The organism is Mesorhizobium sp. M9A.F.Ca.ET.002.03.1.2 (genome assembly GCF_003952365.1).
Lineage (GTDB): Bacteria > Pseudomonadota > Alphaproteobacteria > Rhizobiales > Rhizobiaceae > Mesorhizobium.
Genome location: NZ_CP034443.1, coordinates 847,657 through 867,394 on the forward strand (window position 1 = coordinate 847,657; position 19,738 = coordinate 867,394).

Genomic DNA, 19,738 nt, shown 5'->3' on the forward strand with positions numbered 1-19,738 from the left:
CATCCTCTTTTTTTGATTGTTTCATGCCGTCTTGGGGCCGCTGGCCCATGGATAATGCCTTGGAAATGCAGCCGACAGGAATTCGTTGGCCGACTGCAACGCTGTCTCGCGGGTGGTGTCCTCGGTGCCCATCATCAGGCGCAGCCACAGCCCCTCCAGCAAGGCACAGAGCGCCAGCGCCATGACGTGCGGCTCGAAGGCATAGCCGCCGCTTTGCTTGAGCGTCGCGCAAAGGTCGATGAAGACGTTCTGATAGGCCGCGTCGCGCGCGCCGCACAGCGCCTGATAGGTCGGGCGCGACTTGGCCTCGCCCCAGAAGGCGCACCAGGCGGCCAGCTTGCGCTTGTTGCAGATTGAACGGTCGAAATCGGCGGCGACCAGAGCCCGCAGTTGGCGGGCGGGATCATCGCCAGCCTTGGTGAGCGCAGCGCGCCAGTGTGCGGCATATTCATCGGCCATATATTGCAGCGTGGCGACGAGCAGCTTCTCCTTGCTCTCGAAGTGAAAATTGACGATCCCGCGCGACAGGCCGGCGCCATCGGCGACATCGGCCATCGTCGTCTCCGAATAGCCGCGCTTGGCCAGCGAATCGATTGTCGCCTCGATCAGCTGAAGCTGCCTGACTTCCTTCGACGCCTTGCGGCCGCGTTTTTCGGGCTCGTTTTTCCGCGTTGATTCAAGGAGGGCGTCCCTGGCTTCAGCTTTCATGGGCGTGATGGTCTCCAGCATCGCCGGCTATCCAACCGGCTTTCGACCGCGAAGATGAGTGGGACGGTGCTCGCCACTGTCAAGAACCTTCTGCATGGCTTTCCAGGTTCGTATGTTCTTGTCGACATAGGCCGGCCCGACCGCAGCCGCGACCGTCGGGTAGAGCGGTCCCTTGAGGCGCCTCAATTCCTCTCGCGCGACGTCGCGATACCAGGGATTGCGGTCGCGCACGGTGATGTCGGCAAAGCCTGCCCGGCGCATCGCTTGCGTATAGCGCGCCGGTGACGCCATGGCGAAGGAAAGGCCCTCGGCGGCGATATAGGCCTTCATGTCAGGTGAAGGCTCGCCATCATGCGAGATCATCCAGTTCGATGCCGCGAAGACACCGCCCGGCTTCAGCACACGGAAGATCTCGGCAAACAAGGCATCCTTGTCGGATATATGCAGCAGCGCATCCTTGGAGAACACGACATCGAAGGAGCTGTCGGCGAAGGGCAACGGTCCCGGCGGCGTCTGAACGAAGTTGGCGCGATCGGAAAGCCCGCGTGTTACAGCCCTTTGCCTGGCCATCTCGATCACCGGTCGCTCGACATCGCAGCCAGTGGCGTGGGCAGCACCGTGACGCTCGACCAGATGCAGCGTGATGCCGCCGGAGCCGCAGCCTATGTCGAGGATCGCCCTACCGTTGAGCTTGAGCCCTTCGACCACCCGGTCGACCTCATCCGGCCCGCCGGGCGACAGATAGCCGTCACCCCACAGCGCCTCGAGGAAGCGGATGGCGGTATCGTCATATTCCGGCTCGGCGTCCGCTGTTTCGACCATCAGACCTCAGTCCCAAGCCCATACCGAATGTCGGCAAAGCCTAGCGCATGTCAGCGAAAACGCAACACTGTTTGTTGAACATTCATTCAATATGGCTGGACATAGTGGCCGCTGCCATGCGAAATTTCACGCACCTCGCAGCAGATCGCGCGAAATCAGGGTCGGGCAGAAATGAGGGTTGGGCCACGATGAAAGCCTGGGATGCGATCGTCATCGGCGGCGGGCATAACGGTCTGGTCAATGCCTGCTACCTGCAGCGCGCCGGGCTCGACGTGCTGGTCGTAGAAAAGAACGGTTGGGTCGGCGGCGCTGCCACCAGCAGGGAATTGACGCCGGGTTTCCTGTATTCCAACTGCTCCTATGTCTGCTCCTTGTTCCGTCCCGAGATCATGCGAGACCTCGAACTGCCGCGTTTCGGGCTGCAGGTGATCTCCTATGAAGGCGGCGCGGTGTTCACCCGCGACGGCGACTATCTCGCCAACTACCGCGATCACGATGCCCACCGGCGCGAATTCGCACGCTTTTCCAGGCGTGACGCCGAGGCTTATGACCGCTACGCCCGCGACGTGACGCGGCAATGCCGCTTCATCCAGCCGCTCTTGATGCGCACAGCACCCGACCCGACCAGTTTTCGGCCACGCGACCTTGGCGAACTCCTCTATCTCGGCAGAAAGTTCGCCGGGCTATCCGCGGAGGAAATGGCGCTGACGCTGCGCTTCTGGACCATGTCGATCTCGGACTTCCTCGACGAGTATTTCGAGACCGATGTCATCAAGGCGAATTTCGCGCTGTCCGGCATCATCGGCACCGCGCTGGGCCCGATGTCGCCGGGCACCGCCTATGTGCTGCTGCATCATTATATGGGCGAGGTCGATGGCTCCGTCGGCGCCTGGGGTTATGCGCGCGGCGGCATGGGCGCGGTCACCAAGGCGCTCGCGGCGAGCTTCCAGGCCTCCGGCGGAACCATCCGCACCGGCGCCGAGGTTGATCATGTGCTGGTCCGGCGCGGCAAGGCCAGGGGTGTGGTGCTGGCCGGCGGCGAGGAGATTTATGGCAAGCTCGTCGTTTCCAATGCCGACGTGAAACGCACCTTCCTCAAACTGGTCGAGGAAAAGGAATTGCCCGACATCTTCCTGCGCCGGGTCAGGAACTTCAAGATCCGCGGCTCGTCGGGCAAGGTCAATATCGCGCTGGATTCGCTGCCCGAATTCCCGGCGCTGCCGAAGGATTCGCCGGTCTATCGCGGCGATATGCATTTCACCGACTCGGTGGAACGCATGGAGCGCGCCTATGACGACTGGAAGGCCGGGCGCTGGTCGGCCGACCCTTTCCTGGACATGATGATCCCGACGACGCTCGACCCGACCATGGCCTCGCCCGGCAAGCATTTCATGAGCTGCTTCGTTCAATATGCGCCACCCAACGTGAACGGCCGCGAGTGGACCGATGCCGACCGCGATGGTTTCGCCGAAAGCGTGATTGCCCAGATATCAGCTTATTCGCCCGGCTTCCGCGATCGCATCGTCCATATGGAGGTGCGCACGCCGCGTGAGATCGAGGCCGAGGTCGGCCTCACCGAAGGCAATATCTTCCAGGGCGAACTGACCTTCGACCAGCTTCTGTTCAACCGCCCGGTGCCGGGCTACGCGCAATATCGTTCGCCGGTCGGCGGGCTTTATATGTGCGGCTCCTCGACCCATCCCGGCGGCGGCGTCATGGGGGCACCCGGCCGCAATGCGGCAGCCGAAATCCTGCGCGACCTCGCCAGGCCAAAGCAGCATATGAGCCCGGCCCATGATATCATTTGACGCAATCGTCATTGGTGGTGGCCACAATGGCCTCGTCTCGGCCGCCGTTCTGGCTAAGAGCGGCCGCAAGGTGCTGGTGCTGGAAGCCGCCGACGATGTCGGCGGCGCGGCGCGCACCGAGGCATTCGCGCCGGGCTTTCGCGTCTCATCCATCGCTCATCTGCTGAACCGCCTGCATCCCGATGTGGTGAAGACGCTGGAACTGGAAAGGCACGGGCTGGACATTGCGCGCAGCGGCTTCGTGCCGTCCGTGGCGCTGTCGAAGGACGGCCCGCCACTTGTCCTGCACGGCGCCTATGGCGAGATGCTGACCGGCGCCACTTCCACCGAGCAGATCGCCTGGAGGGAACTGCGTGCGCAACTGTTGCGCTATGCCGGCATCCTGAAGCCGTTCCTTGCGCGACGGCCACCCGATCTCAGCGGCATGTCGCTGCTTGAGGCGGCATCGCTCGGTCAGACCGGGCTGGCATTGAAGAAGCTCGGCAAGGAGGACATGCGCGATTTCCTGCGTGTGCTGCTGATGAACGTCGCCGACCTTCTCGACGAGCAGCTTGCCGACATCAGGCTGAAGGGCCTGCTCGCCTTCGATGCCACGCTCGGCAGTCATCTCGGCCCACGCTCGCCGACCTCGCTGCTTGGTCTCTACTATCGGCTGGCCGGGGAAACTGGTGGTGTCGCTGGCGCCCAGACGCTGCCGAAGGGCGGCATGGGCGCGGTCGCCGCCGCTATCCGTGCAGCGGCGGAAAGGACCGGCGCTGTGATCCGAACAGCGGCACCCGTGGCGAAGATCATTGTCGAAAAGGGCCGCGCCGTCGGCATTGCACTCGACAATGGCGAGGAAATTCGAGCCAGAACGATCGTCTCCGCCATCAATCCGGCGACCACTGTCCTCGACCTTGTCGGGCCACACGAGATCGACACCGGCTTTGTCCGCAAGGTGAAAAACATCCGCATGAAGGGCGATGCGGCAAAGCTTCATCTGGCACTCGACCGGCAGCCTGAATTCACCGGCGTCGATGCCGCGGGCCACAAAGGTCGTCTGGTCATCGCGCCCTCGCCCGATCATGTCGAGCGCGCCTTCAACCCATCGAAATACGGCGAGTTCTCGCCCGAACCGGTAATGGAGATCACGCTGCCCAGCCTTGCCGATCCGTCGCTGACGCCCGATGCCTGTGTGCTGTCGGCCGTGGTGCAATACGCGCCCTATGCACTCAAGGAAGGCTGGGGCGACGGCAGGCCGAAGTTCCTCAAGGCGATCATGGCCCAGCTCGAAACCTATGCGCCCGGGATCGGCAAGACAGTGCGCCATGCCGAGTTGCTGACACCGGCCGACATCGAGGCACGCTACCGGATGCCGGGCGGTCACTGGCACCACGGCGAACTGCAGGCCGACCAGATGCTGATGTCGCGTCCCGTCTCAGGCTGGTCAGGCTATGACACGCCGGTCGAAGGGCTGTTCCTCGCCGGCGCCGGCTCGCATCCTGGCGGCGGCGTTTCCGGCGCGCCCGGCTTGAATGCCGCGCGGCGCATCATCGCGATGAAGGGGTAGGTCATGATTGTTCATTTCGACAAGGCCGCGCTCTGCGGCGAAGGAACGTCGTCATGACCCGCCAGCTCAACATCAACCCTTCGGCCCGTAATATTGCCCAATCCCATTTCCGCACCTTGCGGCGCGGCACGCCGTTCCAACCGCGCATCGATGCGCTGGCCAGGACCAACGACTGGTACAATTGGGCCGGCTACCGTGCCCCGCATTCGCTGTGGGACGAGGAGCTCGAATATTTCGCCATCCGCAGCCAGGCGGCCTTGTTCGACATCTCGCCGATGACGAAATACCGCATCGCCGGGCCGGACGCCGAGGCCTTCCTCAATCGCGTCACGTTGCGCGACGTAACCAAGCTGAAGTCGGGCCGCGTCCACTACACCGCCTGGTGCGACGACGAGGGTTTCGTCCTCGACGACGGCACGTTGTTCCGCCTGTCGCCGACGCGGTTCCGGCTGTGCTCGCAAGAACGGCATCTGCCCTGGTTGCTCGACAGCGCCATAGGTTTCGATGTGACGGTCGAAGAAGAAACCGAAGCCGTCGCCGGTCTGGCATTGCAAGGACCGACCGCCTTCGCCGTGCTGCGCGATGCCGGTTTCGCCGGCATCGAAAATCTGAAGGTCTTCGACCTCGCCGACTTCCCACATGACGGCAGCCCCCAGGGAAACAGCCAAGTCACCATCTCGCGCACCGGTTTCACCGGCGATCTCGGCTACGAACTGTTCGTGCCGCCTGAGCAGGCACTCAGCCTTTGGGACCGGCTGATGGCGGCTGGCGAATTACGCGGTATCCGTGCCATCGGCTACACGGCGCTCAACCGCGCCCGGCTCGAAGCCGGCTTGATCGTCGCCAATTCCGACTTCGTCACCTCCGAGCACGCCATCCGCGCCGACCGCTTGCGCATGCCGGACGAAATCGGTCTCGGTTTCATGGTCGACCTCGAGAAAGGCCATTTCAACGGCCGCCGCGCCATCCTCGAAGCTCGCGCCAGACGCAGGCTGCGGCATGTGCTGGTCGGGCTGGAAATCGAAGGCAACATTCCGGCCGAGCATGCCATCGTCTACTACAGGAAAAGCCGGGAGGTCGGGCTGATCAGCGCCGCCATGTGGTCGCCGATGGCCAAGCGCAACATCGCCATCGCCTCGCTAACGCGACCGTTCGGCGATACGATCGTCGACGACCTCTGGGTCGAAATCTACGCCATGCGCGAGTTGCAGTACCAGAAGCTGATGAAGCGGGCCAAGGTGGTGCCGCGACCCTTCATCCGGCTCGACCGCCGCACCGCCGATCCACCGGCGGATTTCTGACCATGACCGACGAGACAGACAAGCCCGACGTCGATGGCGAGACCACCGAACAGTGGGAACTGATCAACACGCCGCTCGGCGAAAAATGGTCGGGCCGCACGCGCTACGCAGCCGCCATGTTCTTCTACAAGCACGGCGAGATGAGTGCCGAAGCACTGGAAGTCTACCGAATCTGCGCCCGGTTGGATTCGGAAAATCCGCTGCCGATCATCCGTGACCGCGGCGTCGGCCAGGACTGGCTGAGGCGTATGGGTTTCGAATAACCGAACAGGCGGTTGCCCCTACCCTATGGTCTTTTCCAATACGCTGATCCAGTTGCGGTAGGCGATCTTCTCGATCAGCGCGCGCCCGAAGCCGCGCGCGGCGAACGCATCGAGCAGCTTCGGCAGGCCGGTGACATCGCCGATCACAGCCGGGATCATGGCGCCGTCGAAATCGGACCCGAGGCCGACGCCGTCTTCGCCCAGTGCCTGCAGCAAGGAATCGACATGCCGAACCATGATGTCGAGACTGGTATCGGCATTCATCCTGCCATCTTCGCGCAGGAACCCGGTGGCGAAATTCAAGCCGACCATGCCACCCGACTCGCGGATCGCGCCGAGCTGCCATTCGGTGAGATTGCGGGAATGCCCGCAGATCGCGTGGACATTGGAATGGGTCGCGACCAGTGGCGCGTCGCTGATTGCGGCGACGTCACGAAACCCCTTTTCGTTGAGGTGCGAAAGATCGACCATGATGCCGAGTTGGTTGCAGGCCTTGACCAGCGCCTTGCCGGCATCGGTCAGGCCCGGCCCAGTGTCGGGCGTCGACGGAAAGCGAAACGGCACGCCGTGGCCGAAGGCGTTCGGACGGCTCCAGACGATGCCCAGCGAGCGCAGGCCCGCAGCGTGCAGCACGTCGAGCATCGTCAGCTCTGGATCGATCGCCTCGACGCCTTCGATGTGGAACACTGCCGCGATCGACCCTTGTGCCATCGCGTTTCGCACGTCGCCGGCGCTCCGGCAGACGGTGAGTGCCGACGCCCGCTCCAGCCTGAACAGGATCGAGGCCATGGCGATGGTGGAGGGAAGCGCGTCGGCGCGGGTAAGTTCGGACGGCAAGGGCTCGTTGTCGCTTGGCGCCGGTGGCACCGCGCTGCGCCTGGATTTCTCGACCGGCGGCGGGAAAATCGCGAACATGCCGCCGGCAAAGCCGCCCTTTTTCGCCCGCGGCAGGTCGATGTGACCACCCGGTGTTCCCTCGATGAACAGCTTTTCGACATCCGCGTCTTTCGACTGATAGAGCCTGAGCAGCGTGTCGTTGTGGCCGTCGAAGACGGGAACGCGATCGGTTTCGGTCATCAGGGGGTCATTCGGTTCGATTGGTCGGGCAGGCGGCGGCAAGCCAGCTGCGGGCAAGATACCTACTTAGGCAAGACACTACCCACTAGGCAAGACACCTACCCACTAGGCAAAGACAGGCGATCTGCGCAAATGCCATGCCGATGCTCTGGCGGCTGCCCGACCTCAACCGTGATCGCACGCCAAGACACGTGGGGTAGGATCCTATTGCTTCAGCACGTCTGCCCATTCCTGGTGACGACGGAACTGGGCGTTGGCGAACGGGCAGAGTGGGATGATCTTCTTGCCCGCCGCGCGCGCGTCCTCAACGGCGCGGGTGACGAGGCGAAGCCCCGCACCCTGGCCGCGAAACGCATCCGGCACGTCGGTATGATCGATGATGATCTGGTGCTCGCCGATCTTGGTGAAAGTCATCTCCGCCTCGGCGCCATCGGGTCCACGCAAGAGATAACGGCCCTTGGAACCGCGATCCTCCAGTTCGATCTCCGGCAATTGGTCAGGCATTGCTTACGCTCCTTCTACCGGCGTAGCGGACAGGAATCGCCGCGCCGCCTCGATCTCGTTCGACCGCACCTCATGGCCGCCGTCGTGCCACTCCACTGTGACATCGGCGCCATCGGCACGCAAATAGGCCTCCAGCCGCGACGTCAGGTTGGGCGGGCAGATCGGATCACGCTTGCCTGCCGTGACCAGGATGCGGCGGCCGGCGAGGCTTCCCTCGATCTCCGGCTCGAACGGGATCAGCGGGTGCATCAGCACCGCCGCGTCGAACAGCGAGGGCGCCGCGAACACCACCGAGGCCAGGATGTTGGCGCCGTTGGAATAGCCGAGACCAAGCACCGACGAAGGCTTTGCCGCCTCGACATGCGACGTGACGAAGCCAACCATCTTGTTCGTCGCACGCGCCAGGTCGCCCATATCGTAGACGCCCTCGCCGGTGCGGCGGAAGAAGCGCGCAGCACCTTGTTCCGAGACATCGCCGCGCGGCGAGACGATGGTCGCTTGCGGCGCGAGATCGCGCCCGAGCGACGGAAGCTGGCTCTCGTCGGCCCCGGTGCCGTGGAAGACGAAGAGCAGTGGTCCGCCCGGCGAACCGGGCAGCACCTTGTGGATGTAAGCGTCTTTACTCATGACCTGATCCTTGATGCATGCCGCGCAAAAGTGCGCAGCGGTTTTGCGATAACGACATGCTAAAAGCGGCGTCGCCCAATCTCATCGAACGCGATGCGCTTTTAGTCTTCCAGCTTCTGCAGATGCTGTTCGAGATAGGGCCTGAGATGCTGGTGCTGCGACGGCAGCTTCAGCGCCTCGCCGAGATGGGCGGTGTCCTCGTCTCGGTCGAAGCCCGGTTCGTTGGTGGCGACTTCGAACAGCACGCCGCCCGGCGTGCGGAAATAGATCGCCCAGAAGTAGTCGCGGTCGATCACTGGCGTCACCTGATAACCCGTGTCCGTCAGCGCCTTGCGCACTTCGAGCTGCTTGGCTCGATTTTCGACGGCGAAGGCGACGTGGTGGACGGAGCCAGCGCCGAGATCGGCAAAAGCAGCGCCCGGCAGCGATTCGATGTCGACGACATTGGCGCCATTGCCGTTCTTCACCGCCAGCCGTTTTACATTGCCGGATGTGTCGACTTCCTCATAGCCCATGAATTTCAGCAGCTCTTCCGTGGCGCCGCCATCCCTCAATCTGAGCGAAACCGAATGAAAGCCGCGGATCGCCTCGTCGGAGGGCACTCTGCCCTTCGCCCACGGCGCTCTGGTGTCCGCCTTGTTCTCGACCAGCGCAAAACCATCGCCGTCGGGGCCGGCGAAGGCGAGACGCTTCTCCCCGAAGGCCTCTTCGCGCGAAAGGCCCGTCACGCCTTCATCGGCAAAACGCTTTTCCCAATAGGCGAGCGTGCCTTCGGGTACCGAATAGACCGTGGTACCGACTTCGCCGACGCCATGGCGGCCCTTGCCGATGTTGGGGAACGGAAAATAGGTCATCACCGAACCGGGCGTGCCGATCTCGTCAGCATAGTAGAGATGGTAGACATCCGGCGCGTCGAAATTGACGGTTTTCTTGACCCGGCGCAGGCCGAGCTTCCTGGTGAAGAATTCATTGTTCTGGCGTGCATCCTTCGCCATCGAGGTGACGTGATGCAGGCCTTTGATCTGGTTGAGCATCTTTCTGCTCCTTCCTTGTCCTGTGCGGCCCATGCCGCTGTCCACGCCAATATGAGGACCCGCCAGCCGGCGGCAAAGGCCGCAAACACAGAATGGACTGTGCTCTAGGAGTGAACAATAAAACGGCTGTCGTTCACTATTTGGCGAAACCTTCTGCTTGCGTCGCCGCAAAAATTCGGCTCCATGAGCGGCACGCTTCAATGAAGATACAACGATCGGGAAGGATACAGCGATTGGCCGGAAAAGGCAGGCGCCCGAACATTCTCCTGATCACCTGCGACCAGTGGCGCGGCGACTGCCTGTCGGCTGTCGATCATCCGGTGGTGCGGACTCCGAACGTCGACGCGCTCGCTGCCGAGGGCGTACTGTTCAGAAAACACTATGGCGGGGCGGCGCCCTGCTCGCCGGCGCGCGCCTGCCTCTACACCGGCCTTTACCAGATGAACAACCGCGTTTGCCGCAATGGCACGCCGCTCGACGCCCGCCACGGCAACATCGCGCTTTCGTTGCGCGGCCTCGGCTATGATCCGACGCTGTTCGGCTACACCGACGTGTCGCCCGATCCGCGCGCTCTGGCGCCAGGCGACCCGCGGCTGAAAAGCTACGAAGGCGTGCTGCCCGGCTTCACCGTGCGCCAACTCCTGCCGGAGCACCAGAAACCATGGCTGTCCTGGCTCAAGGCGCGCGGCGTCGATACCGGCACCGGCTTTCCCGACATCCATCGCCCGGCGAACGAGATCCATGGCGGCGGGATGGAAGGCGCGGTGACCGACGCGCCGCCCGTCTACTCGAAGGACGAAACCCCTGCCGCTTTCCTGACCGGCGAATTCGTTCGCTGGCTTGGCGAACAGGAGCGTGACACGCCATGGTTCGCGCATCTTTCCTTCATCAGCCCGCATCCGCCCTTCATCGTGCCGGAGCCTTACAACACGATGTATGATCCGGCCGACGGTACAGCCTTTCGCCGCGCCGCGAGCTGGCAGGCCGAGGCGGAAAGTCACCCCTACCTTGCCTATGATCTTGACCAGCAGGAGCGGGCAAAATTCCGCCCCGGCGACGAAGGCAAGGTGCGCGGCTGGAGCGACGACGATTTTCGCCGCATCCGCGCGCTCTATTACGGCATGATCTCGGAGGTCGATGCGCAGCTTGGCCGCATCTGGCAAGCGGTCAAGGCAGCGGATGCCTGGGACGACACCATCATCGTACTGACCTCCGACCATGCCGAGATGATGGGCGACCATTTCATGCTGGGCAAGGGCGGCTTCTTCGACGGCAGTTTTCATATCCCGCTGATCATCCGCGACCCGCGCCGCCGCAAAGCGGCCGGCGCCGGCGTCGACCGCTTCACCGAGGCGGTGGACATAGCGCCGACATTGCTCGATCTGCTTGGCGAGGAAACGCCGCCGCATCTCGACGGACAATCGCTGAAGCCGTTCCTGGATGCCAGGGAGCCGGACAACTGGCGCGAGGCCGCGCATTGGGAGTTCGATTTCCGCTCGATTGCCGACGGTCACGCCGAGCGCCATTTCGGCATCGGTCCGCGCCAGTGCAATCTGGCCGTCATCCGCACGAAAGAATTCAAATATGTCCATTTCGGCGGCGGCCTGCCGCCGCTGCTTTTCGACCTCGAGAGGGATCGAGACGAACTGACCAATATCGCCGCCGACCCGGCCTATCTGCGCGCCCGGCTGGAGCTTGCCGAAAGGCTGCTTGCCTGGCGGGCCGAACATCTCGACCAGTCGCTGGCGCTTGCCGAACTGACCGAGGATGGCGTCGCCGGCCACGTCGCAGGCCTGCTACCTTTCCAGCCATGAAGAAGGCCCGCGCCGTTGCCGGCGCGGGCCTTTCTTCGTCGGTGGAGCGAACTAGCGCATGATCATGCGCTGCTCGTCGCGCTTCTCGGCATAGCTGCCCTTGTCGTAGGCGACCTGCGCCTCGAGCTGCTCCTTGGTGAAGGTCGTGTACAAGTACGTCTTGCCGTCCTTGTCCGTCATGAATTTGAGGTTGTCCATGCCGACCGCCACTTCCTTCTCGCCAACGCCGAGGAAGCCGCCGACGTCGATAATGACGGCATCGACCTTCTTGTCGCCCGTCAGCACGATGTCGCCAATCTCGCCGACATTGACATCATTGGCGCCATAAACGGTGGTTCCAACCAGGTCCTCGGACCGGATCTCGTCGACCGGCATTTCGGTCAGTGCCGACTTGTCGATCGCCGCGGTCTGCGTCTGATCGGGGGCGTCAGGCGTTGCAGCAGCCGGAGCCTCGGCTGTCTTGTCCGCCGGGGCGGGAGCAGCGGTATCAGGCGTTGCCGCCGGAGCCTCCGCCGTCTGATCCGCCGGCGCTGGAGCCGGAGCCTCGGCCGTCTGGTCCGCCGGGGTGACGGCAGGGGTGGTCGTCACCGGCTGAGGCGCCGCCGCGTCATTGGATGCGGTGGTCGCCGGGGCGGGATCATAAGGCTTGCGGTCGAAATCCGGCAACGCCTCCAGTTCCTCCTTCGTGGTCTGGGCAACGAGCCAGCGATCGCCGTTCTTCTCGGCCCACTGGGCCTTGTCGAACTGATAGGCTGCGTTCTTTTCGCCGATGCCAAGGAAGCCGCCGACGCCAATGATCAGCGACTCGGCCTTGCCATCCTTGGCCAGGACGATGTCGTTCACGTCGCCGATGTTCTGAGCGTCGTCGCCGGTGCCGTTGTAAACGGTTTCGCCGACGATGTTGGTGGCAAGATTGCCGTCGGCGCGCTTCACGGGCTCGGCCGGAGCCGCCGGGGGTTCGGCCGGAGCCGCCGGAGCGTTCTGTGCGGTAGTATCGGTTGAGCCAGCAGGGGCGGCAGGAGCCGTGGCCGTGGTGTCGGTGGCCGCAGGAGCCGGATCATAGGGCTTGCGGTCGAAGTCCGGCTGAGCCGTCAACTCATCCTTTGTCGTTTTGGCGATCAGCCAACGATCGCCGTTCCGTTCGGCCCATTCCAGCTTGTCGTAGTCGAAAGCGACGTTCTTGGCGCCGACGCCAAGGAAGCCGCCAACGCCGATGACGATGGATTTTGCCTGGCCGTTTTCATCGAAGACGACATCGCTCACCATGCCGATGTTCTCGGCGTCGTCGCCTGTGCCGTTATAGACCGATTCACCAATGATGTTGGTGACAAGGCTGCCCTCGGCGCGCTGCACGACCGGTGCAGCTTCCTGAGTGGCAGGCGGCGCTGGGGCCGGAGTTGTCTCCGATTGCGCATAAGCGCCTGTTGCGATCAGCATTGTGAGTGCGGTCGTGGCTAAAAGGGTGCGTACCATGATCATCTCTCCTCGTGATTTCATGTGCGCCGCGCCCAATTGAGCCATGGAAAGATCGGGCGCAGCGTCTTCACATGTCACAACGTTGTGACCACGCCGTTGTTCCGAAACACCATGGCGAACGCCGCAAAAATCCGTCTAAATCGCGCTTATGCATGCATTCCACCGGCAAAACCGCGCTCCTGTATTTTCGTCAGAGCTTACGGAACCTTTTTTTAACCGCCCCGTTTCAGCCTGTGGCTGGGTTTGTCCCGGCCAATGGTTGCCCATGGTTGCCAAGAAAAAACGGAGAGGGGTATGCGATTTGCGGCGGTGCTGAACCAGGAGGGCGGCACCTTGCGAACGATTGATCTTTTCGCCTTCTCGGACCAGATGCGCCGGACGTTGGAGGCAGCAGGTCATTGCATCGACATCGACGTCGTTGCCGGCAAGGATATCGTCGCAACGCTGGACAGCGTCGCTTCGAAGCCCGGCATCGACATCGTGCTGGCCGGCGGTGGCGACGGCACCATTTCGGCCGCAGCGGCCAGGTTGATGGGCAGGAAAACGGCGCTTGCCATATTGCCGGCCGGCACGATGAACCTGTTCGCGCGCGGGCTCGGCATCCCGCAGACCCTTGACGCGGCGGTGAAGTCCTTTGCCGACGGCGAGGTCATCGCAGTTGATATGGCAACCGCCAACGGCCGACCTTTCGTACATCAGTTCTCGATCGGCATGCATGCCAGGATGGTCCAGCTTCGCCAAAACATGGAGTTTGGCTCGCGGCTGGGGAAGATGCGGGCCTCGGTACGGGCTGCCTGGGCGACGATCAAGAACCCGTCGGCAATGAAAGTGACGCTGACAATCGGCGAAACCGAAATTATGACGCGCACCACCGGCATCGGCGTCACCAACAATCTGTTCGGTGAGGGTCACCTGCCCTATGCCGACAATCCCGCCGGCGGCGTGCTCGGCATTTATATCACAGTGGCGCGGCAGCGTGGCGAACTGGTCCGGTTCCTCTTCGATATGGCGCGCGGCAAATGGCGCGACAGCGGGCATGTCGAAATCCACCAGGCCAACCGGGTCGTTTTGAAAATCCACTCGGCAGCCAAGCGATTCCGCGCCGTCTTGGATGGTGAACTGATCAGGCTTGACCGCGAAACGACGCTCGAAATCCATCCCGGCGCGCTAAATGTTCTCGTCCCGGCGCGCGCTGCCCAAGCGAAGGCCGCGTGATGCGGCCCGCCACGGTCGATCGTCGGGCTTCAGCCTTGGGGAATCTCGCCCTGTTCGTTCCTGGGGAGCTCGCCCTGTTCGGTAGGCGGCGTCTTGTCTATCATGTTGCCGTAAATCTCCGCGATGCCCCAGGCGATAAACGCCAAAAGCAGCGCGGCGATCAAGATACGGAGAGTGTGCCACCCCCAGCGTCCCTGGCGGGCTTTGTCTTCAGGAACGATCTTGGGCATGATGGGCCTCCATGTCGTTTGGCGCCAGCGGGCGCGGCTGGCAAAACGTGCTTGGGTAACGGTTCCTCAAGGCGAAGGTTCCGGTTTCAGAGCCAGGCAGCCGGCCTGGCGCGATTGGCTGCAAGCCGATGAATTTGGGGGGCTTGTGGATAGCCGGGTAGAGAAAAAGCCAAATCTGCCGGTCGATGTCCTTAGCGTGCTAAGGGCGCAGGATCGACTTGCCGTACTCCACGGTCTCGATGCACTCGACACGGCGGCCGATCCTGACTTCGACCATATCAGTGGGCTCGCCGCCGCGGCCATGCAGGTGCCTATCGCGCTGGTGACACTGCTCGACGTCGAGCGGCAATGGTACAAATCCTGTGTCGGCCTGGATGAGACCGAGGCCGCCACCGATACATCTTTCTGCGCCCATGCCATTGCCGCCGGCGACGAGCCGATGGTGGTGACCGATGCGACCGCGGACACACGTTTCAGCGCCAGCCCTCTGGTCACCGGCAAGCACCATGTCCGTTTCTATGCCGGTGCGGCGATTGTGGTGGCCGGCGCCCGGATCGGCACGCTCTGCGTCTTCGACCGGAAGCCGCGCGCGTCCCCGTCTGCCGCCGAACTCGGACAGTTGACGGCGCTCGCCAGTCTCGCCGCCAGCCTGTTCGCATTGAAGGACGCCACCCGCAACGGCGCCAGCGCCGCAGCGGCGCTGGCGCGCGAGGAAAAGCGGCGCGCCATCGCGCTCGATGCCGCCTCGCTCGCCAGCTGGGCATGGGATATCCACACCGATATGATCGAATGCGATGTCCGGCTGTCCGAGCTGTTCGGCTTGCCGCGCTCGAACCGGCTGAGGGCGCGAGACATCGTTGCCGCCATCGACCCGCGCGACGTCTACCAGACCGAGACGCACTTTCGCGACGCGCTGGCCAGCGGCGACGACTATTTTGGCGAATACCGCGTCAAGGGTTTCAGCCCGCCGCGCTGGGTTGCTACGCGCGGCCGTGTCATCGAGCGTGACGGCGACGGCAAGCCGACGCTGATCTTCGGCGTCAATTACGACGTCACCGAACGCAAGCTCGGCGACGAGCGGCAACGGCTCTTGCTGCGCGAGCTGAACCATCGCGTCAAGAATACGCTGGCGACCGTGCAGGCGCTGGCGACGCAAACCGTTCGCCATGCCCGCCGGCCGAGCGAGTTCCTCGAAGCCTTCAGCGCCAGGCTTCAGGCGCTGGGCGCCGCTCACAGCCTGCTGTCCGACCGCGAGTGGCGCGGCATCGGCATTCGCGAACTCGTGCAGGTCGAGGTCAAACCGTTCGACACCGCCGAACAGCCGCGCATGACGATCTCGGGCGCCGACCTCCTGCTTTCACCCGACCAGGCTGTCGGGCTTGGCCTGATCCTGCATGAACTTGCCAGCAACGCGCTGCAATACGGATCGCTGTCGGCGGCCGCGGGCAAGGTCGATCTCGACTGGAAGGCACAGGGCCGGAAAGGCGCACGGCGTCTGGTGCTGACCTGGCGCGAAAGCGGCGGCCCTGAAGTTGCCTCGCCCGAACGCCATGGCTTCGGCTCGATCCTGATCCGCCGAAGCCTGGCCAAGGTCATCTCCAGCGAAGTGACCCATGAATTCCGGCCGGAAGGCGTGTTCGCCGAAATATCGATGCCGCTGGAGGACCTGTCGAAGTAACGGCGCAGCGGTTTGGGCATGCATTAAGACAAGAACCTAAAGCGCAATCGCACGACGCCTTCAGGCGCAGCGAAAAGTGGCGCCCGGATTTCGGGCGAGAACATGGTCAAACAGGAACAAGAACAGTTTCGGGTTATTTCGCTTCGCCGGCATCCGAATTGTCGGCGTCGGGCTTCACGTTCTCGCGGTAGATGGCATAGGCGGCGAGTGCAATCGCCGGGCCGAGAATGGTGCCCAGGCCGCCTCTCCCCTTGAGCAGTATCGGCAGCACGGCGAGCGCGGCCGTGATGCCGATTGCCTTCATGTCGGCATTGCGCCTCTGCGCCCGGCGTCGGTTGCGGGCACCGGCCGACAGCTGATGGATGAGCAGGAGGAGCCCTGCGATCACAAGGAAGCCGACCCCGAAACCGATGCAGGCTGCCATCGGCCCATAGCGGCCCGCTACCCAGACATAGGACGCTCCGACGAGGAAACCGAGGCCGCACAGTGCCGCAAGTGCTGCGAGCGCATAGACGATTGCAGCCGTGCGCGCGCGGCGCACGGCTGCAGCAATTTCACCCGAGGCCAGGCCCGAAATCAGCGATGCCAGCATTGCCATCTGGGTTAGGGCTAGCGGCGTGCGAGAAGCGCGAACAGAAAGCCGACGCCCGCCGCGATCGCCAGCGACGTCACCGGCTTTTCGCGCACGCTCGCCGTTATTTGCGCCTCGATGTCCTTGGCGTTGCTGCGCACGGTGTCGAAGGCTGCTTCGCCCTGGGCGCGCAATTGCTCGACACCTTCAACGGCAGCCCGGCGGGCCGTCCCATAGCCATGTTCGCCGGTCTTGGCCAATTGCTTGGTGAGTTTTTCGATATCGGCTTTCAATTGCCTGATGTCAGCCTCGAGGTCCGAATTCGCCCGGCTTTCGTTTGCGGTCTTTCCTGCGGCAGTCGCCATTGCTTAACTCCTTGCGTTCGCTTGATTTCAAACGCCCGATACACGCCAAGGTTCCTAGATCGGAACAAGAGCCCATGAAAGGGCGTTTCCGCAGGCGAGTCCAGCCCGGCGCGAACGTATTTGGCCGGGCCTTCAAATCAGTGGTCGGCGATCTTCGCTCAACCCCTCCCAGCGGGCGAGTTCCTTGAGCCCTTCGCTGTCGACCACCTCGCAGCCGCCGTCCCGCCAGGGGATCAGCTTGCGGGTCGCCTCGTTGAAGGATCGAGGTTCCGCCGTCCGCGACGGGCATGTCATTTTTAAATGACAGGATGCCAAATAACTTTAAATGACAGGACGCCAAATAGAGATCATGACTCCCCTATTCCCTGCGCTTCAAGGAGACATTGCCACGTGCCCCGACTGCTTGACGGACTGCGGATTCTTGTTCTGGAGGATGAATTCCTGATCGCCATGGATGTCGAGCAGCTTTGCCGCGACTATGGCGCCGGCGATGTGGTCATCGCCCGCGATCTGGCTGAGATCGACCGCAAGAGCGTTGCCTCGCTATTCGATGCGGCCATCGTCGACCTCATGCTGGGCGGCGCTTCGACGCTCGATTTCGCTTCACGGCTGCGCGAATCGGGCGTGCCTTTCGTCTTCGCCTCGGGCTATTCGGACATGGATGAAATCAAGGTGTCCTTTCCGGATATCAGATTGGTTGCCAAGCCCTATTCGGGAGACGATCTCGTGGAGGCGGTGGCGGCGGCGTGCGGGCGCGGACCTCTTGTTTGAGGTCCGGAAACGGGTCCGTATTCAGGCGGCGTTCGACCCCGTCACCTGAGCCGAGATCGCATCCGGGCCAAACTCGTCTTCGCCGGAAATCTTCAGGATTTCCTGCAGCCGGGTGCGGGCACGGCTGACGCGGCTCTTGATCGTTCCGACCGCGCAGCCGCAGATCTCGGCGGCTTCCTCGTAGGAAAAGCCCGAAGCGCCGATGAGGATGATGGCCTCGCGCTGGTCCTCGGGCAATTGCTCGAGCGCGCCACGAAAATCCTTGAGGTCGAGCTGGCCGTGCTGGGCCGGATGGACGGCTAGCCTGGCCGTCATGATGCCGTCGCTGTCCTGCACCTCGCGGCCGCGCTTGCGCATCTGCGAATAGAATTCATTGCGCAGGATGGTGAACAGCCATGCCTTCAGATTGGTGCCCGGCTCGAAACTTTCATGCTTATCCCAGGCCTTGACCAGCGTTTCCTGCACAAGATCGTCGGCCTTGTCGGCGTTTTGCGTCAACGACACGGCAAAGGCCCGCAGGCTCGGAATCGAGGCGAGCAGATCGGTCTTGAAGCTCTGGGAGACGGCCGCCATGCCTCAGTCCTTTTTCCGTGCAGGTTGGGCCCGTTCCAACTGGCTGAGCAATTGGGCGAAGCGATCCGGCACATTGTCGGAGACCAGCTCGTCGTAATATTGTTTGAGTTTGCGGCCGATTTCCGAGTTTGGCCCGAGCGGGTCGCCGGAAGCAGCCCGGCGCCTTTTTGCAGCGCCAGCCATGGTATCTTTCGTCATGTCTTCATTTCGCCCTTATGTTCCCAGCACCCTGCCGCCTTCAATACGACGCAAAGCAAGCGACACCCCCGTCTGGTTGCCCATCCCGACCTCAAACGCCGTCCCCTTATATTAGTTCCACGACACCGGAACTTTTTCGGAAAGCCAGCGTTTTTGTCTCCAGGGTTTATTCTCAGGGCTAGCAATCGGCTTGGTCAGCAATACATGCAATCACGTCAGAGGGAGACGTCCACCATGAGCCTATCCGCAACCATCGCCCCGCACCTGCCGTTCCTGCGCCGCTTCTCGCGGGCCGTTTCCGGATCGCAGGAGAGTGGCGACGCGCTGGTCGCCGCGATGCTCGAAGCCATCATCGCCGACGTCGACATCTTTCCGGACGCCTCGAACGACCGCATCGCGCTCTACAAGGTCTTCGCCAGGCTGTTCACCTCGGTCGCCATCCGCGTTCCGCAAGAGCAACCGCAGTCGGCGTGGGAACAGCGCGCCGCCGCCAACCTGAACGCGATCTCACCCCGCCCCCGCCAGGCCTTCCTGCTGGTCGCCGTCGAAGGTTTCAGCGAAGACGAGGCGGCGGAAATCCTCGACGTAGACGATCAGGAGTTCTCCGAACTTCTCGCCGAGGCCAGCAACGAGATTTCCCGCCAGGTGGCAACCGATGTGCTGATCATCGAGGACGAGCCGCTGATCGCCATGGACATCGAACAGATGGTCGAAAGCCTGGGCCATCGCGTCGTCGGGACTGCGCGTACCCACGCCGAGGCGGTGATGATGTTCAAAAAGACGCGACCAAGGATGGTGCTGGCCGACATCCAGCTTGCCGACGGCAGCTCGGGCATCGAAGCAGTGAACGAGATCCTGTCGTCCACGCCGGTGCCGGTGATCTTCATCACTGCCTTTCCCGAGCGCCTTCTGACCGGCGAGCGGCCGGAGCCGGCTTTCCTCGTCACCAAGCCGTTCAATCCGGACATGGTCAAGGCCCTGATCAGCCAGGCGCTGTTCTTTGACCGGCATGCGAAAGCCGCTGCATAGCAAACCGGGGTAGGCCCAACCTCGCCGGGCCGCCCCGTTTTCCGCAGGCCGCTCGCTTTCCACAGATCGCCCGTTTTCCACGGATTGCCCCATTTTCCAAAGATCGAAAATGACGCTGGCCGTTG

At 63.0% G+C, this 19,738-nt stretch carries 21 protein-coding genes and 1 pseudogene; 9 read left to right on the top strand and 13 right to left on the bottom strand.

The window, feature by feature from the left end; genetic code table 11:
• Nucleotides 1-21 precede the first annotated feature (21 nt).
• Both betI and EJ066_RS04220 read right to left on the bottom strand, forming a co-directional pair.
• Entirely contained in the window at nt 22-729 is a 708-nt protein-coding gene (gene betI, locus EJ066_RS04215; RefSeq protein WP_126035194.1) for a transcriptional regulator BetI, read from the bottom strand.
• A gap of 6 nt (nt 730-735) precedes the next feature.
• Nucleotides 736-1,530 (bottom strand): methyltransferase domain-containing protein, encoded by a 795-nt coding sequence (locus tag EJ066_RS04220; protein WP_126035196.1) that lies wholly within the window; start codon nt 1,528-1,530, stop codon nt 736-738.
• Between the two features lie 188 nt (nt 1,531-1,718).
• On the opposite strand from EJ066_RS04220, the gene EJ066_RS04225 reads away from it, so the two are divergent.
• From EJ066_RS04225 to EJ066_RS04240, 4 genes are read left to right on the top strand one after another with little or no spacing between them, the layout of a single operon-like run.
• Nucleotides 1,719-3,338 (top strand): NAD(P)/FAD-dependent oxidoreductase, encoded by a 1,620-nt coding sequence (locus EJ066_RS04225; RefSeq protein ID WP_126035198.1) that lies wholly within the window; start codon nt 1,719-1,721, stop codon nt 3,336-3,338.
• The gene (locus EJ066_RS04230) at nt 3,325-4,887 is read left to right on the top strand and encodes an NAD(P)/FAD-dependent oxidoreductase (RefSeq protein ID WP_126035200.1); all 1,563 of its coding nucleotides are present in this window, start codon (nt 3,325-3,327) and stop codon (nt 4,885-4,887) included. Before EJ066_RS04225 ends, EJ066_RS04230 begins: the two co-directional genes overlap by 14 nt.
• A 53-nt stretch (nt 4,888-4,940) precedes the next feature.
• On the top strand, nt 4,941-6,188 hold the full coding sequence (locus EJ066_RS04235; protein ID WP_126035202.1) for an aminomethyltransferase family protein: 1,248 nt from the start codon (nt 4,941-4,943) through the stop codon (nt 6,186-6,188).
• Nucleotides 6,189-6,190: 2 nt separating this feature from the next.
• Nucleotides 6,191-6,451, top strand: coding sequence for a hypothetical protein (locus EJ066_RS04240; RefSeq protein WP_126035204.1), 261 nt, complete (start codon nt 6,191-6,193; stop codon nt 6,449-6,451).
• Nucleotides 6,452-6,469: 18 nt separating this feature from the next.
• Here EJ066_RS04240 and EJ066_RS04245 read toward each other — a convergent pair whose 3' ends face one another.
• The 4 genes from EJ066_RS04245 to EJ066_RS04260 form a co-directional block, all read right to left on the bottom strand.
• Nucleotides 6,470-7,528: a dipeptidase gene (locus EJ066_RS04245; RefSeq protein ID WP_126035206.1), complete on the bottom strand. Its 1,059-nt coding sequence runs from the start codon at nt 7,526-7,528 to the stop codon at nt 6,470-6,472.
• Between the two features lie 204 nt (nt 7,529-7,732).
• Nucleotides 7,733-8,032 carry a GNAT family N-acetyltransferase gene (locus EJ066_RS04250; protein WP_126035208.1) on the bottom strand — a complete coding sequence of 100 codons (300 nt, stop codon included), beginning with the start codon at nt 8,030-8,032 and terminating at the stop codon, nt 7,733-7,735.
• Between the two features lie 3 nt (nt 8,033-8,035).
• A complete protein-coding gene (locus EJ066_RS04255) occupies nt 8,036-8,659 on the bottom strand; it encodes an alpha/beta hydrolase (RefSeq protein ID WP_126035210.1) in 624 nt (207 codons plus the stop codon).
• A 101-nt stretch (nt 8,660-8,760) separates the two neighbouring features.
• Nucleotides 8,761-9,693 (bottom strand): VOC family protein, encoded by a 933-nt coding sequence (locus EJ066_RS04260; RefSeq protein WP_126035212.1) that lies wholly within the window; start codon nt 9,691-9,693, stop codon nt 8,761-8,763.
• Nucleotides 9,694-9,926: 233 nt separating this feature from the next.
• Here EJ066_RS04260 and EJ066_RS04265 point away from each other — a divergent pair, with 233 nt between their 5' ends.
• Nucleotides 9,927-11,507 carry an alkaline phosphatase family protein gene (locus EJ066_RS04265; RefSeq protein ID WP_126035214.1) on the top strand — a complete coding sequence of 527 codons (1,581 nt, stop codon included), beginning with the start codon at nt 9,927-9,929 and terminating at the stop codon, nt 11,505-11,507.
• A 51-nt stretch (nt 11,508-11,558) separates the two neighbouring features.
• On the opposite strand, the gene EJ066_RS04270 is transcribed toward EJ066_RS04265, so the two are convergent.
• Entirely contained in the window at nt 11,559-12,980 is a 1,422-nt protein-coding gene (locus EJ066_RS04270; RefSeq protein WP_126035216.1) for a PRC-barrel domain-containing protein, read from the bottom strand.
• Between the two features lie 297 nt (nt 12,981-13,277).
• Here EJ066_RS04270 and EJ066_RS04275 point away from each other — a divergent pair, with 297 nt between their 5' ends.
• Nucleotides 13,278-14,198 carry a diacylglycerol kinase family protein gene (locus tag EJ066_RS04275; RefSeq protein WP_126035218.1) on the top strand — a complete coding sequence of 307 codons (921 nt, stop codon included), beginning with the start codon at nt 13,278-13,280 and terminating at the stop codon, nt 14,196-14,198.
• Between the two features lie 29 nt (nt 14,199-14,227).
• Here EJ066_RS04275 and EJ066_RS04280 read toward each other — a convergent pair whose 3' ends face one another.
• Entirely contained in the window at nt 14,228-14,428 is a 201-nt protein-coding gene (locus tag EJ066_RS04280; RefSeq protein ID WP_126035220.1) for a hypothetical protein, read from the bottom strand.
• A 145-nt stretch (nt 14,429-14,573) separates the two neighbouring features.
• Between EJ066_RS04280 and EJ066_RS04285 the strand changes: the two genes are divergently transcribed.
• Nucleotides 14,574-16,106: an HWE histidine kinase domain-containing protein gene (locus EJ066_RS04285; protein WP_126035222.1), complete on the top strand. Its 1,533-nt coding sequence runs from the start codon at nt 14,574-14,576 to the stop codon at nt 16,104-16,106.
• 133 nt (nt 16,107-16,239) lie between these two features.
• On the opposite strand, the gene EJ066_RS04290 is transcribed toward EJ066_RS04285, so the two are convergent.
• The 3 genes and pseudogenes from EJ066_RS04290 to EJ066_RS31730 form a co-directional block, all read right to left on the bottom strand.
• On the bottom strand, nt 16,240-16,704 hold the full coding sequence (locus tag EJ066_RS04290; protein ID WP_126035224.1) for a hypothetical protein: 465 nt from the start codon (nt 16,702-16,704) through the stop codon (nt 16,240-16,242).
• 11 nt (nt 16,705-16,715) lie between these two features.
• The gene (locus EJ066_RS04295) at nt 16,716-17,042 is read right to left on the bottom strand and encodes a DUF883 family protein (RefSeq protein ID WP_126035226.1); all 327 of its coding nucleotides are present in this window, start codon (nt 17,040-17,042) and stop codon (nt 16,716-16,718) included.
• A 132-nt stretch (nt 17,043-17,174) separates the two neighbouring features.
• Nucleotides 17,175-17,285 (bottom strand): annotated as a pseudogene (locus EJ066_RS31730) (Crp/Fnr family transcriptional regulator); the annotation flags it as partial.
• Nucleotides 17,286-17,432: 147 nt separating this feature from the next.
• Between EJ066_RS31730 and EJ066_RS04305 the strand changes: the two are divergent.
• On the top strand, nt 17,433-17,813 hold the full coding sequence (locus tag EJ066_RS04305; protein WP_126035228.1) for a response regulator: 381 nt from the start codon (nt 17,433-17,435) through the stop codon (nt 17,811-17,813).
• A gap of 21 nt (nt 17,814-17,834) precedes the next feature.
• Here EJ066_RS04305 and EJ066_RS04310 read toward each other — a convergent pair whose 3' ends face one another.
• Together EJ066_RS04310 and EJ066_RS04315 are read right to left on the bottom strand one after the other, a co-directional pair.
• The gene (locus tag EJ066_RS04310) at nt 17,835-18,386 is read right to left on the bottom strand and encodes an RNA polymerase sigma factor (RefSeq protein WP_126035230.1); all 552 of its coding nucleotides are present in this window, start codon (nt 18,384-18,386) and stop codon (nt 17,835-17,837) included.
• Between the two features lie 3 nt (nt 18,387-18,389).
• Nucleotides 18,390-18,584: a NepR family anti-sigma factor gene (locus EJ066_RS04315; protein WP_126035232.1), complete on the bottom strand. Its 195-nt coding sequence runs from the start codon at nt 18,582-18,584 to the stop codon at nt 18,390-18,392.
• 234 nt (nt 18,585-18,818) lie between these two features.
• On the opposite strand from EJ066_RS04315, the gene EJ066_RS04320 reads away from it, so the two are divergent.
• A complete protein-coding gene (locus tag EJ066_RS04320) occupies nt 18,819-19,613 on the top strand; it encodes a response regulator (RefSeq protein ID WP_126035234.1) in 795 nt (264 codons plus the stop codon).
• Nucleotides 19,614-19,738 lie beyond the last annotated feature (125 nt).

What these genes read in the sequence shown, in the direction of transcription:
- betI (WP_126035194.1), bottom strand. Translation starts at nt 729, where the DNA reads ATGCTGGAGACCATCACGCCCATGAAAGCTGAAGCCAGGGACGCCCTC.
- EJ066_RS04220 (WP_126035196.1), bottom strand. Translation starts at nt 1,530, where the DNA reads ATGGTCGAAACAGCGGACGCCGAGCCGGAATATGACGATACCGCCATC.
- EJ066_RS04225 (WP_126035198.1), top strand. Translation starts at nt 1,719, where the DNA reads ATGAAAGCCTGGGATGCGATCGTCATCGGCGGCGGGCATAACGGTCTG.
- EJ066_RS04230 (WP_126035200.1), top strand. Translation starts at nt 3,325, where the DNA reads ATGATATCATTTGACGCAATCGTCATTGGTGGTGGCCACAATGGCCTC.
- EJ066_RS04235 (WP_126035202.1), top strand. Translation starts at nt 4,941, where the DNA reads ATGACCCGCCAGCTCAACATCAACCCTTCGGCCCGTAATATTGCCCAA.
- EJ066_RS04240 (WP_126035204.1), top strand. Translation starts at nt 6,191, where the DNA reads ATGACCGACGAGACAGACAAGCCCGACGTCGATGGCGAGACCACCGAA.
- EJ066_RS04245 (WP_126035206.1), bottom strand. Translation starts at nt 7,528, where the DNA reads ATGACCGAAACCGATCGCGTTCCCGTCTTCGACGGCCACAACGACACG.
- EJ066_RS04250 (WP_126035208.1), bottom strand. Translation starts at nt 8,032, where the DNA reads ATGCCTGACCAATTGCCGGAGATCGAACTGGAGGATCGCGGTTCCAAG.
- EJ066_RS04255 (WP_126035210.1), bottom strand. Translation starts at nt 8,659, where the DNA reads ATGAGTAAAGACGCTTACATCCACAAGGTGCTGCCCGGTTCGCCGGGC.
- EJ066_RS04260 (WP_126035212.1), bottom strand. Translation starts at nt 9,693, where the DNA reads ATGCTCAACCAGATCAAAGGCCTGCATCACGTCACCTCGATGGCGAAG.
- EJ066_RS04270 (WP_126035216.1), bottom strand. Translation starts at nt 12,980, where the DNA reads ATGGTACGCACCCTTTTAGCCACGACCGCACTCACAATGCTGATCGCA.
- EJ066_RS04275 (WP_126035218.1), top strand. Translation starts at nt 13,278, where the DNA reads ATGCGATTTGCGGCGGTGCTGAACCAGGAGGGCGGCACCTTGCGAACG.
- EJ066_RS04280 (WP_126035220.1), bottom strand. Translation starts at nt 14,428, where the DNA reads ATGCCCAAGATCGTTCCTGAAGACAAAGCCCGCCAGGGACGCTGGGGG.
- EJ066_RS04290 (WP_126035224.1), bottom strand. Translation starts at nt 16,704, where the DNA reads ATGGCAATGCTGGCATCGCTGATTTCGGGCCTGGCCTCGGGTGAAATT.
- EJ066_RS04295 (WP_126035226.1), bottom strand. Translation starts at nt 17,042, where the DNA reads ATGGCGACTGCCGCAGGAAAGACCGCAAACGAAAGCCGGGCGAATTCG.
- EJ066_RS04310 (WP_126035230.1), bottom strand. Translation starts at nt 18,386, where the DNA reads ATGGCGGCCGTCTCCCAGAGCTTCAAGACCGATCTGCTCGCCTCGATT.
- EJ066_RS04315 (WP_126035232.1), bottom strand. Translation starts at nt 18,584, where the DNA reads ATGACGAAAGATACCATGGCTGGCGCTGCAAAAAGGCGCCGGGCTGCT.
- EJ066_RS04320 (WP_126035234.1), top strand. Translation starts at nt 18,819, where the DNA reads ATGAGCCTATCCGCAACCATCGCCCCGCACCTGCCGTTCCTGCGCCGC.